Origin of the sequence: Rhodobacter maris (assembly GCF_900217815.1) — a bacterium.
In the GTDB taxonomy this organism is placed as follows: domain Bacteria; phylum Pseudomonadota; class Alphaproteobacteria; order Rhodobacterales; family Rhodobacteraceae; genus Rhodobacter; species Rhodobacter maris.
The window spans coordinates 77,868-91,571 of record NZ_OBMT01000010.1 but is presented as its reverse complement, the minus strand read 5'-3'; the positions used below and the strand labels follow the sequence as shown (position 1 = coordinate 91,571).

11 protein-coding genes are annotated in these 13,704 nt (G+C 67.3%); 2 read left to right on the top strand and 9 right to left on the bottom strand.

All coding sequences use genetic code 11. From position 1 onward, the window contains the following. Nucleotides 1–76 precede the first annotated feature (76 nt). Together CRO22_RS13420 and CRO22_RS13415 are read right to left on the bottom strand one after the other, a co-directional pair. Entirely contained in the window at nt 77–1,246 is a 1,170-nt protein-coding gene (locus CRO22_RS13420) for an acetate/propionate family kinase (protein ID WP_097070675.1), read from the bottom strand. Next, a complete protein-coding gene (locus CRO22_RS13415; protein WP_097070674.1) occupies nt 1,246–2,631 on the bottom strand; it encodes a bifunctional enoyl-CoA hydratase/phosphate acetyltransferase in 1,386 nt (461 codons plus the stop codon). The genes CRO22_RS13420 and CRO22_RS13415 overlap by 1 nt, the downstream gene beginning before the upstream one ends. A 159-nt stretch (nt 2,632–2,790) precedes the next feature. Here CRO22_RS13415 and CRO22_RS13410 point away from each other — a divergent pair, with 159 nt between their 5' ends. Both CRO22_RS13410 and CRO22_RS13405 read left to right on the top strand, forming a co-directional pair. After that, nucleotides 2,791–4,176, top strand: coding sequence for an FAD-binding oxidoreductase (locus tag CRO22_RS13410; protein ID WP_097070673.1), 1,386 nt, complete (start codon nt 2,791–2,793; stop codon nt 4,174–4,176). Continuing rightward, on the top strand, nt 4,176–4,562 hold the full coding sequence (locus CRO22_RS13405) for an SgcJ/EcaC family oxidoreductase (RefSeq protein WP_176518647.1): 387 nt from the start codon (nt 4,176–4,178) through the stop codon (nt 4,560–4,562). The genes CRO22_RS13410 and CRO22_RS13405 overlap by 1 nt, the downstream gene beginning before the upstream one ends. A 20-nt stretch (nt 4,563–4,582) precedes the next feature. Here CRO22_RS13405 and recN read toward each other — a convergent pair whose 3' ends face one another. From recN to CRO22_RS13370, 7 genes are all read right to left on the bottom strand, one after another. Beyond that, the gene (gene recN, locus CRO22_RS13400; RefSeq protein WP_097070672.1) at nt 4,583–6,232 is read right to left on the bottom strand and encodes a DNA repair protein RecN; all 1,650 of its coding nucleotides are present in this window, start codon (nt 6,230–6,232) and stop codon (nt 4,583–4,585) included. A gap of 31 nt (nt 6,233–6,263) precedes the next feature. Continuing rightward, nucleotides 6,264–7,118, bottom strand: a complete 855-nt coding sequence (locus CRO22_RS13395) for an outer membrane protein assembly factor BamD (protein ID WP_097070671.1) — start codon at nt 7,116–7,118, stop codon at nt 6,264–6,266. A gap of 248 nt (nt 7,119–7,366) precedes the next feature. Beyond that, on the bottom strand, nt 7,367–8,317 hold the full coding sequence (lpxC, locus tag CRO22_RS13390; protein ID WP_097070698.1) for a UDP-3-O-acyl-N-acetylglucosamine deacetylase: 951 nt from the start codon (nt 8,315–8,317) through the stop codon (nt 7,367–7,369). Nucleotides 8,318–8,552: 235 nt separating this feature from the next. Further along, a complete protein-coding gene (ftsZ, locus tag CRO22_RS13385) occupies nt 8,553–10,232 on the bottom strand; it encodes a cell division protein FtsZ (RefSeq protein WP_097070670.1) in 1,680 nt (559 codons plus the stop codon). A gap of 205 nt (nt 10,233–10,437) precedes the next feature. Continuing rightward, entirely contained in the window at nt 10,438–11,766 is a 1,329-nt protein-coding gene (gene ftsA, locus CRO22_RS13380; protein ID WP_097070669.1) for a cell division protein FtsA, read from the bottom strand. Continuing rightward, nucleotides 11,763–12,728, bottom strand: coding sequence for a cell division protein FtsQ/DivIB (locus tag CRO22_RS13375; RefSeq protein ID WP_097070668.1), 966 nt, complete (start codon nt 12,726–12,728; stop codon nt 11,763–11,765). Before CRO22_RS13375 ends, ftsA begins: the two co-directional genes overlap by 4 nt. Continuing rightward, the gene (locus CRO22_RS13370; RefSeq protein WP_176518646.1) at nt 12,716–13,630 is read right to left on the bottom strand and encodes a D-alanine--D-alanine ligase; all 915 of its coding nucleotides are present in this window, start codon (nt 13,628–13,630) and stop codon (nt 12,716–12,718) included. The genes CRO22_RS13375 and CRO22_RS13370 overlap by 13 nt, the downstream gene beginning before the upstream one ends. Between the last annotated feature and the right edge of the window lie 74 nt (nt 13,631–13,704).

Here is a 13,704-nt window from a genome sequence, read left to right as displayed (position 1 = left end):
GTCGCGCGGCACTCTTGTCGCTGGCCGGGGGGCGGGGCCCCCCGGCGGGTCGCCTCGGCTCTGCCGAGGCGATAGTTTACATTTTCAGCGCCGATTTCGCGGCACGGGCAATGACGATCTCCTCGTTCGTCGGGATCACGCGCACCGCCACCCGCCCGGTCGAGATCTCGCGCGCATGGGCCGCATTGGCCTCGCTGTCGATCTCCACTCCGGCCCAGCCGAGCGTGGCGCAGACGTCCTCGCGCACGAGCGCGGAATTCTCCCCCACGCCGCCGCAAAAGATCAGCGCGTCGAGCCCGCCCATCGCCGCGCCGAGCGAGGCGATCTCGCGGCTCACCCGATGGCAGAAATAGTCGATCGCCTCGCGCGCATGGGGCTCCTTGGAGGCCACAAGCGTGCGCATGTCGTTCGACACCCCCGACATCCCCCAGAGCCCCGAGCGCTTGAAGAGCAGCTCGGTGATCTCGGCGGCATCCATCTTTTCCTGATCCATCAGATAGAGCACCACGCCCGCATCGAGCTCGCCCGCGCGCGTGCCCATCGGCAGGCCCGAAAGCGTCGAGAACCCCATCGTGCAGGCGATCGACTGACCGTTGCGGATCGCGCAGATCGAGGCGCCCGAGCCAAGGTGGGCCACCACCACACGCCCGGCGCGCAGCTCCGGCTCCTCGGCCGCCAGCACGCCGTCGATATAGGCATAGCTCAGCCCGTGGAAGCCGTAACGCCGCACGCCTTTTTCGTAGTAGCTGCGCGGCAGCGCATAAGTATCCTCGACGAAGGGATGACCGCGGTGGAAAGCGGTGTCGAAACAGGCGATGTTCGCCACGCCCGGAAAGGCCTCGATCGCGGCGCGCACGCCCGCAAGGTTATGCGGCTGGTGCAGCGGCGCAAAGGGGGTGAGCCGCTCGAGATGGTCCATCAGCACCTCGGTCACCGGCTCGGGCTCGGCATGCTGGATGCCGCCATGCACGATCCGGTGGCCGATGCCGGTGATCTCGAGCCCGGGCAGATCGGCGCGGAAGGCCGAGAGCGCCGAGCGCAGCGCAAGCGTATGGGTGGCGAAATCATCGGCACTGAAGCCCTCGCTCGGCAGTTTCCGGCCCTCGGCATCGGTGAGCTTCAGGCTCGCCTCGGGCGCGCCCAGCCGGTCCACATGGGCCGTGGCGAGCGGCGCCAGCGACTCGTCGAAGAGCCCCAGTTTGAGCGAGGAAGACCCCGCGTTCAGCGTCAGGATCGCGCGTGTCATCAAGCATTCCCCCCGGTCAGGCGATGCCAGTGGATCGAGGCCACCGCCGCCGAGGCGAGCCGCGCCATCGCGCTGTCAGACCGCGAATTGAGGATCACCGGCACCCGCGCGCCGAGCACCACGCCCGCCGCTTCGGCATGGCTGATATAGGCGAGCTGTTTGGCCAGCATGTTGCCCGCGTCGATCCCGGGCACTACGAGCACATCGGCCTGCCCCGCCACCGGGCCACGCAGCCCCTTGGTGCGCGCAGCACCGAGATCAACCGCGTTATCCATCGCGAGCGGCCCATCGACCACGCCGCCCTTGATCTGGCCGCGCTCGGCCATTTTCGAAAGCAGCGCCGCGTCGATCGAGGAGGGCATCGCCGGGTTCACTGTTTCCACCGCGCTCAGCACGCCCACTTTTGGCGTTTCCATGCCCAGCGAGATCGCGAGATCGATCGCGTTTTGGCAGATGTCGACCTTGGTGGGCAGATCGGGGGCAATGTTGATCGCCGCATCGGTCACCAGAAGCGGATGCGAGACGCCGGGCACATCCATCACGAACACATGGGTGAAGCGGCGCCCGATGCGCAGCCCCTTTTCCTTGTCGAGCATCGGACGCAGCAGGTCATCGGTGTGCAGATGCCCCTTCATGATCGCCTGCGCACGCCCCTCGCGCACCAGCGCCACGGCCGCGCGCGCCGCATCGCGGTGGCTCGTCATCTCGACCAGCTCGTAATTGCTCAGCGACTTGCCAAGCGCTTTCGCCGCCGCCTCGATCCTGGCGGGCACACCAATCAGAATGGGCCGGATCAATCCGCGTTCGGCGGCAATCAACGCGCCTTCAAGCGCGCTCTGCTCCTCGGGGCAGACCACGGCCGTGGCCAGTTCCGGCAGGTCTTCGGCCTTCTCCAGAAGCGCCTCGAAATGGCGGTGGCGTTGCACGATGAGGCCGGGGGCGTCGATTTCCTCGTAGCGGATATAGGTGGTGGGCGCGAAGACCTTGGCCGTGCCCGAGCACACCAGGGCGCCACCGTCGACCCGGCGCACCTCGGTGTCGAGCGCGACGAGTCCGTCGCCCTCCTTCGCCGTCACGGTCACTTTCGCCACCAGCTCTTCGCCCGCGGTGACATAATCATGAAAGGTCAGCTGCTGATCGCGGTAGCGGGTGCCCGGCCCGGGCAGGATCGAGCCCAGAAGCGAAGAGATCAGCGCCGCCACGAAGAGGCCGGGGGCCAACGGTTTTTCCTTCTGGCCCTCCGCATCGACATGTTCGAGGTGCATCGGATTGTGGTTCCCCGAGGCGGCGACGAAGGCATAGATGTCGTCTGCGGTGCAAAGCCGGCGCAGCTCTGCGCTCATCCCCGGCTCGATTTCGTGATACATGCGGCTTTCGAAAATCATTGCGGTCTCCTTGCAGCGCCCCTACCTCAGGCGCCTCCCTTTCCCGGCCTATGTCCTGCTCCCATCGGCGGCATTGATCAACACCAAGTCAGTGCGATTTTTCGCCCCTTTCAGCGCGGGACCGTTGCGCCTAGAAGGGGCGAAACGACGGAGGAGCAGATGGATCGGGCTGAGTTCTGGAATGAGGCAGAAGCGCTTCTGGGCGCAAGAATCTTGCGCACAAAGGCGGAATGCGATCTGCACGGCCGCTCCGAAACCTGGTTCGCGCCGACCCCGCCGGAGGCTGTCGTCTATCCCGAAAGCACCGGGGAGCTGGCGGCCCTCACGAAAATGTGCGCACGGTTTGGCGTGCCGATGGTGGGTTGGGGCGCGGGCACCTCGCTTGAGGGCCATGCGCTCGCGGTCGAAGGGGGAATCGTCGTCGATTTCGCCCGCATGAACCGGGTGATGGAGATCCGCCCCGAAGATCGTCTGGTGCGGGTGCAACCCGGCCTGACCCGTGAGGCGCTCAACACCGAGCTGCGCACCACCGGGCTTTTCTTCCCGGTCGATCCGGGCGCCAATGCCTCGCTCGGCGGCATGGCCGCGACCCGCGCCTCGGGCACGACGACGGTGCGCTATGGCTCGATGCGGGACAATGTGGCGGCGCTTGAGGTGGTGCTGGCCGACGGCCGGGTGATCCGCACCGGCTCCGGCGCGGCAAAATCTGCCTCCGGCTATGACCTCACCGCGCTGATGCTGGGCTCCGAGGGCACGCTCGGGCTGATCACCGAGCTGACCCTGCGCCTGCATGCCCAGCCCGAGGCGGTGTCCTCTGCGGTCTGTGCCTTTGACACGCTCGAAGCGGCGGTCGAGACGGTGCAGCATGTGATGCAACTGGGCGTGCCGATGGCGCGGATCGAATTTGTCGATGCCGAGATCGTGCGCGTCTTCAACAAGATGAACGGCACGGCGATGCCGGAGAAGCCGCATCTGATGATCGAGTTCCACGGCTCGGAAGCGGGCGTTGCCGAGGACAGCGCGCGCTTTGGCGAGGTGGTCGCGGAGATGGGCGGCGCCGATTTCCAATGGGCCACCACGACCGAGGAACGCAACCGGCTCTGGAAGATGCGCCATGCCGCCTATTCGAGCTGCCTTGCCGCGCGGCCGGGCTGCATGGGGCTCGTGACCGATGTCTGCGTGCCGATGTCGCGACTGGCCGAGGCGGTGGCGCGAGGCCGCGCGATGATCGATGCGGCGGGCCTCACCGGCCCGATCCTCGGCCATGTGGGCGACGGCAATTTCCACGCGATCCTGCTGCTCGACCGCAAGGATGCCGACGAGCTTGCCCGGGCGAAATCCGTGGCGCATGATCTGGCGCATATGGCGCTCGAAATGGGCGGCACGATCACTGGCGAACATGGGATCGGCATGGGCAAACGCTACATGATGGCCGAGGAGCATGGCCCCGCCTGGGCGGTGATGGGCGCGATCAAGGCCGCGCTCGATCCGCAAGGCATCCTCAACCCCGGCAAGCTGGTGCCCGCGCCGGGCGAGTGGCCGTGATGCTGGTCGATCCGGCCGAGCTGCCGCGCCGGTTTGCGGCGCTCTGGGGCACGCGCGACGCGCGCGGCATCGCGGCCCTGTTCGCCCCGGACGGCGAGTTTCTGAGCCTGACCGGCGGGACCGGGCAGAACCCGAAGGAGATTGCGGAACTGCTCGCCGGCGAATTCGCCGGCGCCTTCCAGCGTGCACGGCTCGTCACCGGGCGCAACCGCTTCCGCCCGATCGGCGACAGCGCGGCGGTTCTGCTGCAACGCTTCGTGCTGTCGGGACTTGTCGACGAGACCGGCGCCGAGGCGGGCCGGATCGGCGCCGTGCTCTGCGCCACGCTCGAACGCACCGGCGCGGGCTGGCAGATCGTCTCAGCCCAATTCGTGGTGGAAGCCTGAGCGGCGCCGGCGCGCCCTGCTCACCCCGCCAAAAGCGCCTCGGCGGCGGCACGGGCGGCGTCGGTCACTTCGGCCCCCGCAATCATCCGTGCGATTTCGTCCACCCGGGCGGCGGGAGCAAGCGGTTCGACGCGTGACGTGGTCATGCCGTCGGCAACCGATTTCGCGACGCGGAAATGGGTCGCCCCGCGTGCGGCCACCTGCGGCGAATGGGTGACGACGAGCACTTGCGCGCCTTCGGAAAGTTTTGCCAGCCGCCGCCCCACCGCATCGGCGGTGGCGCCGCCGACACCGCGATCGATCTCGTCGAAAATCAGCACCAGCGCATCGGCGCCGCGCGCGAGCACGACCTTGAGCGCGAGCAGGAAGCGCGAGAGCTCGCCCCCCGAGGCGATCTTGTCGAGAGGCCCCGCGGGCGCGCCGGGGTTGGTCGCGACGGTAAAGGCCACCGTATCGCACCCCTCCGGACCCGCCTCGCCCGGATCGATCCGGGTGGAAAACACCGCACGTTCCAGCTTGAGCGGCGCAAGTTCCGCCGCCATCGCCACATCGAGCCGCCCCGCGGCGGCCGCACGCGCAGTCGAGAGTGCTTCCGCCGCCGCGCCGTAGCGCGCCTCGGCGGCAGAGAGTTCCGCCTCAAGCCGCGCAATCCCCGCCTCCCCCGCGTCGAGCGCCGCGAGCCGCGCAGCCAGCGTTTCGGCGAGCCCCGCCAGATCGTCGGGCTGCACAGCGTGTTTGCGCGCCGCTGCGCGCAACGCGAAAAGCCGCTCCTCGCAGGCTTCGAGCGCGCGCGGATCAAATGACATGGCGTCAAGCGCCGCCTCGACGCCCGAGGCCGCCTCGCCAAGCTCGATCAGCGCACGTTCGAGCGCGGCAAGGGGCGCATCGAGCGCGCCTTCGGCGCGGTCTGCGGCGCCCGAGAGCCAGCGGTCAGCATCGCGCATCGCCCCCTCCGCCCCCTCGGGACCGAGCATCTGCGCGGCGCGCGCGACATCGGCGCGGATCTTTTCGGCGGCCTGCATCTGACGGCGGCGCGAGTCGAGCTCCGCCTCTTCTCCGGCGCGGGGCGACAGCTTCTCGAGCTCGGCCCCGGCGTGGCGCAGGAAGTCCTCCTCCGCCTGCACCGCGGCCAATGCCGCGCGCGCCTCGCCGAGGCGTTTGGCAAGCGCCGCCCGCGCGCCCCAGGCAGCCCGGGTGGCAAAAAGGAGATCATCATGCCCCGCGAAGGCATCGAGCGCAGCGCGGTGACCGCGGGCATTCAAAAGACCGCCGTCATCTTGCTGGCCGTGCAGTTCCACGAGCGTCTGCGAGACCGCACGCAACACCTCGCCGGAGGCGCGGCGGTCGTTGATGAACGCGGTCTTGCGCCCATCGGTGGCATTCACTCGCCGCAAGATCAGCTCGTCGGACACCGGCAGCCCTGCCCCGCCCAGAACCGCGCGCGCCGCATGGCCCGGGGGCAGATCGAAGACGGCGACCACCTCGCCCTGCGTCGCCCCCTGCCGCACAAGCTCCGCCCTGCCCCGCCAGCCCAGCACGAAGCCGAGGCAATCAAGCAGGATCGACTTGCCCGCCCCGGTCTCGCCGGTGAGCACATTGAGCCCGGCCCCGAAATCCAGTTCGAGCCGGTCGATCAGCAGCATGTCCCGGATATCGAGCGTGCGCAGCATGTTTGTCCCCGCAAGCAGGCCCGGCCCTGGCTCAGAGCCACTCGCCCTTGATCACCTGACGGTAGATCGTCGAGAGCCAGCTTTCGCCCTTCGCCTCCGGCTCCAGCCCCTGCTTCTTGAGCCGCCGGTAGGCATCGTCATAGAAGGGCGAGGACTGGAAGTTGTGGCCAAGGATCGCCCCCGCCGTCTGCGCCTGATCGACGAGGCCAAGCGCGAGATAGGCCTCGACGAGCCGCTCGAGCGCCTCGGGCGTCTGCGTGGTGGTCTGATATTGTTCGACAACAACGCGGAAGCGGTTGATCGCGGCGGTATAATGCCCCTTCTTGAGGTAATAGCGCCCGATCTCCATTTCCTTCGCCGCCAGATGGTCGAAGGCGAGGTCGAATTTCATCGCCGCCGAGCGGGCATAATCGCTCTCGGGATATTGCTCGATCACTTCGCGCAAAGCCTGCAGCGCCTGGAAGGTGAGGCCCTGATCGCGGCCGACCTCGTCGATCTGGTCGTAGTAGCTCAGCGCCAGCAGATATTTGGCATAGGCCGCGTCTTCCGACCCCGGATAGGTGTCCAGATAGCGCTGCGCGGAGACCCGCGCCTCCTCGTATTTCTTCGCCTTGTGCTGCGCGAAAACCTGCATGATCAGCGCGCGCTTGGCATATTCGGAATAGGGATAGAGCCGCTCGACTTCCTGGAAGTAGCGCAAGGCTTCCGAAGGGCGCCGTGGATTGCCGACCTCAAGCTCGTATTCGCCCCGCTTGTAGATCTCTTCGGCGGTGAAATTTTCGAGCGGCGGTTCCTTGTTCGCGGAGGCACCGCCGCCGCAGGCCGCCAGTGTGCACACAAGCACAAGACTTCCGACCCGAAGCGCCGCCGATCTGCCCAGTGCCATGCCCTGCCTCTTCCGTTCTGCCGCCGGATTCGGGTCCGGCCATCGCTTGCAACCCAAGACGGGCCGTGCTTCGCCCCTCCTAGCACAGAAAAATCGGCGGCGCAAAACGCCTTTCGCACCGAAGGCAGGGGCTTTCACAACCGTGACCGAAGCCCGGCCGCAGCATCACCTTGGTGTCCCCTGAGGGCGCAAAAATGCAATGCGGCCGGGGGGTTCCCGGCCGCAGGGGCGTCAGGTAACGCCGATTTTCAGCGCGCGGCGACGGCAACCGGGCGCAGCACGCCCGCCCCGGGGAGCCGGTGCACCTCATCGGCCGAGCAGGTCTCGCGCCGCCAGGCCCGCGGATCGGCGAAGAGCGCGCGCAGAAGCTGGTTCGTCAGCGCATGACCGGCACGCTGGCCGATATAGCGCGCGATCAACGGCGCACCGGCAAGCGCCAGATCCCCCATCGCGTCGAGCATCTTATGGCGCACGGCCTCATCGGCATGGCGCAACCCGCCGGGGCTGAGCACCTTGTCCCCGTCGACGACGACGGCGTTTTCATAGGTGCCGCCCAGCGCAAGCCCGTTGGCCTGCATGAATTCGACATCGGACTGACGGCAGAAGGTGCGGCTGTCCATCAACTCGCGCACGAAGGCGCCGTTCGACATTTTCAGCCGTTTTTCCTGCCGCCCGATCGCCGCATCGGCAAAGTCGATCGCGAAATCGATCTCGAGCGCCGCCGCGGGCTCGAGCCGCGCCCGGGCGTCACCAAGCTGCACTTCAACGGGTTTGAGCACCCGGATCGCGCTGAGCGGGGCAGAGAGCGCGCGCAGACCCGCGCGACGGATTTTCGCCACGAAAGGGGCGGACGAGCCGTCGAGGATCGGCACTTCCGGCCCGTCGATCTCGATCAGGGTATTGGTCACGCCAAGCCCGGCGAGCGCCGCCATCACATGTTCGATGGTCGAAACCGAGACGCCATCGGCATTCTCGATCAGGGTGCAGAGTTTCGACGGGGTGACACGATCCCAAAGCGCCGGGATGCGCGGATCCGCCCCGGGCTTGACCTCGCCACGCGCCGCCGCTTGCACCAGATCGGTGCGGCGGAAAGTGATGCCGTGATCGGCCGGCGCCGGGTGCAGCGCCATGCGCACCGGAGCGCCCGAATGGAGCCCCACCCCTTCAAAGGTGACGGTTTTTGCAAGCGTCGTTTGCACGATCATGCGCCTTTCATTCCCAACCCCCCCGCCGTATCAACCCAACATTTGATCCGGTCCGGGGTTCCCAGTGTCAGTTAAGGAGCATGGCTCCGCATCACAACTCACCTTTTGCAACAGACTGAAACATTAACGCCCGACCCCGGCAAAACCCCGCCGAAACCAGCCCAAGCCACTGATTTAAAAATAAAAAGGGCCAGGTTTCCCCAGCCCTTCTGCGGCATTTCGTGATGCGTCAATTCGCCTGACGACGCAGGAAAGCGGGGATCTCGATCCGGTCCTGATCGTTTTCCGCCTCATCCTCGTAAGCTTGATGCTGCGGCGCGGCAGGCATCGTCCGTTGAGTCGCCACGGCCCCTTCGCCGCCATGGCCGGTCATGCGGTTGATCAGCGAATTGATACCGAAGCGGCCTTTCTCGCCGCCGCCATGCAGGGGCGCCTGCGCGGCGGGAGCCGCGGCACGGCTGGCGGCCATCGGCGCGGCGGCGGGCGTCGCGGGGCGCTGATACCCGCCTGCGGGCACCTTGTTCACCGCTGCCTGCAGCCGCGCGAGCGCTTCCGGAGAGGGCGTTCCGGGCGCGCGCGGACGCGGCGCGACGAAATTGGCCTCATCTTCATAGCCCGTGGCATAGCCCGTCGGCTCGGCATGCTGCTGCACGGCCGGGCGCGGCTGGTAAGCGGGCGGAGGCAACTCGTCCTCGGCGGGCTCCTGCGCCACCGGCTGCGGCGCGACGGGCGCAGCCTCGGCAACCGGCGCCTCGAAAAGCGACCGGTCATAGCTTTGTTGCGCGGCGGGGGCCTGCTGCGGTGCGGGCTGTGCGGAGGCGGCCGCCATCACCGGCTGCGCCGCGGTCACGCTGAGCGCGGGCTTCACCGGCTCCGGGGCATGGGCCGCTTTCAGCGGTTCGGCCATCGAGCGGCGCGGCACCGGAATCTCGGTCGTGGCCGGGGCCGCATCGATCCCGGTGGCGACCACCGAGACGCGCATCATGCCTTCCATGTTCGGATCGAGCGTCGAGCCAACGATGATATTGGCATCCGGGTCCACTTCCTCGCGGATGCGGTTCGCCGCCTCGTCGAGTTCAAACAGCGTCAGGTCATAGCCGCCGGTGATGTTGATCAGCACGCCCTTGGCGCCCTTGAGGCTGATCTCGTCCAGAAGCGGGTTCGAAATCGCCTTCTCGGCGGCCACCACGGCGCGATCATCGCCCTGCCCCTCGCCCGTGCCCATCATCGCCTTGCCCATCTCGTCCATCACCGCGCGCACATCCGCGAAGTCGAGGTTGATCAGGCCAGGGCGCACCATCAGATCGGTGACCCCCTTGACGCCCTGATAGAGCACATCATCCGCGAGCGCGAAAGCTTCGGTGAAAGTGGTTTTTTCGTTGGCGAGCCGGAACAGGTTCTGGTTCGGGATGATGATCAGCGTGTCGACGACCTTTTGCAGCGCCTCGATACCGGCCTCGGCCTGACGCATGCGCTTGGGGCCTTCGAACTGGAAAGGTTTCGTCACCACACCCACGGTGAGCACGCCCAGCTCACGCGCCGCCTGCGCGATGATCGGCGCGGCCCCGGTGCCGGTGCCGCCCCCCATGCCCGCAGTGATGAAGCACATATGCGCGCCCACGAGATGATCGACGATTTCCTCGATCGTCTCCTCGGCCGCGGCCGCGCCGACGGAGGGCCGCGCCCCGGCGCCCAGCCCCTCGGTCGCTTTCACGCCCATCTGGATGCGGGCTTGCGATTTCGACTGCTGCAGGGCTTGCGCATCGGTGTTGGCCACGACGAATTCGACGCCCTCAAGCGCCTTGTCGATCATGTTGTTGACCGCATTGCCGCCCGCACCGCCGACCCCGAAAACGGTGATCCGCGGCTTGAGGTCTTCGTTCTCTGATACCATCAGATTCAAGGTCATTGGAGTCCGCCTGTATGTTCACGCGGCCTTGTGCCGGCCGACTGTCCCCGCAATTAGACCCAATATTACCGGGCTTTCCCCTGCGCGTCACCCAAAAAACACAGGGTTTCCACAAAATATGGAGGGGCAAATGCCGCTTTTGGCGGTATTTCGCGCATGCTTCAGCATTTGGGGGAATCGAATCGGGATTCCCCTTTTTATTGACTTACCAGTTGTCGCGGAACCAGCGGATCGCGCGCTTGAAAGAGCGCCCCGACACACGCTCCACGGGAATCTCGAAATCCCACCACTCGTCTTGCGGGCAGGCCGCAAAGAGCGCGAGCCCGACCATTGCCGAGAACCCGGGACCGCGTGCGGCCTCGGGCATGCCCTGCACCCGCATCGGGCGGCCAAGCCGCACGTTCTGCCCAAGGATCTTCGCCGCCAGCATGTCAAGCCCCGGGATCTGGCTCGCGCCGCCAGTCAGCACGATTTGCTGGCTCGGGAGCAGGTCGAAGCCGGCCACATCGAGCCGTGCCCGCACCTCCTCAAGGATCTCCTCGACGCGAGGCCGCATGATGCCGATCAGCTCGGTGCGGCTCACCCGGCGGCGGTCCTTTTCCCAGTCCCCGGAATTCGCCGCCAGCTCGATCATCTCGCGGTCGTCCATGCCGGTGGCATAAACGCCGCCATGGAAGGTCTTGATGCGCTCGGCCATCGCCATCGGCACCTGGAGCCCCGCGGCGATGTCGCGCGTCACGGTATCGCCCCCCATGCGCACGGCATCGGCAAAGATCATGTGTTTTTTCAAAAAGATCGAAATCCCGGTCGCCCCGCCGCCCATGTCGATGCAGGCCGCGCCCAGCTCCTGCTCGTCTTCCACCAGCGCCGAAAGCCCGGCGACATAGGCAGAACTTGCGATGCCCGCAAGCTCGAGATCGCAGCGGCGGATGCAGTGGATGATATTTTGCACCGCCGCGCCATCAACGGTGAGCATATGCATGTCGGTCGCGAGCCTTGCCCCCACATGCCCGCGCGGATCGCCGAGACCGGAGCGGTGATCGAGCGCGAAATTGACCGGATGGGCATGGAGCACCTCACGGCCCGGCCCGATATGCGGCAAATCGCAGGCGGCGAGCACGCGCGCCACATCCTGCTCGTCGACATGGCTCCCCGCCACCTCGACCTCGCCCGCCAGCCCGTAAGAGCGCGGATCGCCCCCCGAGAAACAGGCGATGACGTGATCCACCCGCGTATTCGCCATCTTCTGCGCTGCCTGCACCACGGTGCGGATCGCGCGCTCGGTCTCCACCATCGCGTCGATCTCGCCATAGCGCACGCCCTGCGCGGCTATCGTTTTGGCGCCGACCACCCGCATCGCCGATTGCCGGTAGAGCGGGCTGACCACGTCATTCGCCGGTTCGGGCGGGTCGAAGCGCAGCACGAGGCAGGAAACCTTCGACGTGCCGATGTCGAGAAGCGCGATCACGCCGCGGCTCATCGCGGCGGTGCGCATCGACCGCATGGCGCGCTGAGTCTTGTGGAACTCGGTCATGGGGAGGCCTTTGCTGAAGTGGAAAGAGCCCGGGCGTCTTGCAGCGCGGTGAGCGCCGCCGCGCTCAGGCGGATCGTCGGGCGCGCTTCGGAGCGCAGATCGAGGCGGGTGAAATCGCGCGCGAGCAGGTCTTCGGCGCTATCAAGCGCAAGCGTGCGTTCGACCGCGCGCACCGGGTTCTCCTCTGGCAGCAGGATGCGCTGGCCACGGTCCAGCACCAGATCCCAGCGCCGCTCTCCCACCCGCACAAGGCCGCGCGCGCGCGGCAGGATCGGGCGCGCCGCGGCGAGAATGGCAAGCGCTTCGGGGACGGCGCGATCCGCCCCCTCACCCGCGATCAAGGGCAGGTCGGGACGGGCATCGCGGCGGGTGAGCGCGGCGGTACGGTGCCCGGTCGCATCGAGCATCTCGATGCCGCGCGCGGTGCGCCACAGGATCACCGGCACACGCTCGGTCACCCGCACATCGAGCGTGCCGCCCGATTGTACCACGATGATCACCGATTCCACGGCATCGAGGCGGCGGATCGCGGCGCGGTAACTGTCGAGGTCGATGGCGAAGCGCGAGGCGGGCAGCCCCACCGGCAAAAGCGCACGCACCGCGCCTTCCACCTCGGCCGAAGCGCCCTCGACGCTCAGGGTGGAAAGGCGGAATTCGGGGCGGTTCTGGATCTCGGTGCGCAGGATCTGATATTGCTCGACGAGTTCGGCGCGCCGGTCAGGGTTGCCAAGCCAGAGCCCGAGACCGAGCGTGACGCAGAAGACCGGCACACCGACCCGGGTGACCAGCCGCACGAAGGGGGTCAACCAGAGCCGCTCGAGGCGGAAGGCAAGGCGCGAGGGCGGCGCGCTGCGGCGCATCGGCTTTTGCAACTTGGCGGGACCAAAAGCGCGCGGCGCGGCGGCGGGGCCGCGGGCGGGCGGCGCGGCGGGATACCGCGGATCAGCGCTCAGCGGTCGCATGAGGCATCCTCCACAATCCAGCGGCAAAGCGCGGGAAAATCGATCCCCTCCGCCGCCGCCTGTTCCGGCGCGAGCGAGGTAGGGGTCATGCCGGGCTGGGTGTTGGTTTCAAGCAGGATCAGCCCCGCAAGCCCTTCCGCCGCGTTCCAGCGAAAATCGGTGCGGCTCACGCCGCGGCACCCGAGCGCACGATGGGCGCGCAAGGCATAGTCGCGGCAGGCGGCGGCAATTTCCCCGGGCAGTTCGGCCGGGCAGACATGGCGTGAGCCGCCGGCGGCATATTTCGCCGTGTAATCATACCAGCCGGTGGTGAGGATCTCAGTGACCGAAAGCGCGTGATCGCCCATCACCGTGCAGGTCAGCTCACGCCCGGGCACATAGGCCTCCACCATCACCACCTCGGGCATGGCCGCAGACAGAACCGGCGGGCGGTTCGCACCCTCAAGCACCAGATAAACGCCGACCGAGGAGCCTTCGTTATAGGGTTTGACGACATAGGGGACGGGCAGCACATGCGCCGCGGCAACTTCGTCCTTGCGCGCAAGGCGGCTCTCGGCCACCGGCAGGCCCGCCGCGACATAGGCTTCCTTGGAGCGTGCCTTGTCCATCGCCAGCGCGGAGGCCAGCACGCCCGAATGGGTATAGGGCAGGCGCAACCATTCCAGCAGCCCCTGCACGCAGCCATCCTCGCCCCACCGGCCATGAAGCGCATTGAACACGACATCAGGTGCGGCCGCCTTGAGCCGTTCCGCGAGGTCCGCCCCCGCGTCGATCTCCAGAACGTCAAACCCCGCCACCCGCAGCGCTTGGGCGCATTCACGCCCCGAAGACAAAGACACCTCGCGCTCAGACGAAGGCCCGCCCATCAATACCGCCACAAGGGGGGTTGCCCTGCTCGACATACCCGCCACTTTCGCCTCTGCCGGGTTTGCCCCGGTCCGTTTGCGCCCCGATTGCTCCGGGGCCTCATGATCTT

What these genes read in the sequence shown, in the direction of transcription:
- CRO22_RS13420 (WP_097070675.1), bottom strand. Translation starts at nt 1,246, where the DNA reads ATGACACGCGCGATCCTGACGCTGAACGCGGGGTCTTCCTCGCTCAAA.
- CRO22_RS13415 (WP_097070674.1), bottom strand. Translation starts at nt 2,631, where the DNA reads ATGATTTTCGAAAGCCGCATGTATCACGAAATCGAGCCGGGGATGAGC.
- CRO22_RS13410 (WP_097070673.1), top strand. Translation starts at nt 2,791, where the DNA reads ATGGATCGGGCTGAGTTCTGGAATGAGGCAGAAGCGCTTCTGGGCGCA.
- CRO22_RS13405 (WP_176518647.1), top strand. Translation starts at nt 4,176, where the DNA reads ATGCTGGTCGATCCGGCCGAGCTGCCGCGCCGGTTTGCGGCGCTCTGG.
- recN (WP_097070672.1), bottom strand. Translation starts at nt 6,232, where the DNA reads ATGCTGCGCACGCTCGATATCCGGGACATGCTGCTGATCGACCGGCTC.
- CRO22_RS13395 (WP_097070671.1), bottom strand. Translation starts at nt 7,118, where the DNA reads ATGGCACTGGGCAGATCGGCGGCGCTTCGGGTCGGAAGTCTTGTGCTT.
- ftsZ (WP_097070670.1), bottom strand. Translation starts at nt 10,232, where the DNA reads ATGACCTTGAATCTGATGGTATCAGAGAACGAAGACCTCAAGCCGCGG.
- ftsA (WP_097070669.1), bottom strand. Translation starts at nt 11,766, where the DNA reads ATGACCGAGTTCCACAAGACTCAGCGCGCCATGCGGTCGATGCGCACC.
- CRO22_RS13375 (WP_097070668.1), bottom strand. Translation starts at nt 12,728, where the DNA reads ATGCGACCGCTGAGCGCTGATCCGCGGTATCCCGCCGCGCCGCCCGCC.
- CRO22_RS13370 (WP_176518646.1), bottom strand. Translation starts at nt 13,630, where the DNA reads ATGTCGAGCAGGGCAACCCCCCTTGTGGCGGTATTGATGGGCGGGCCT.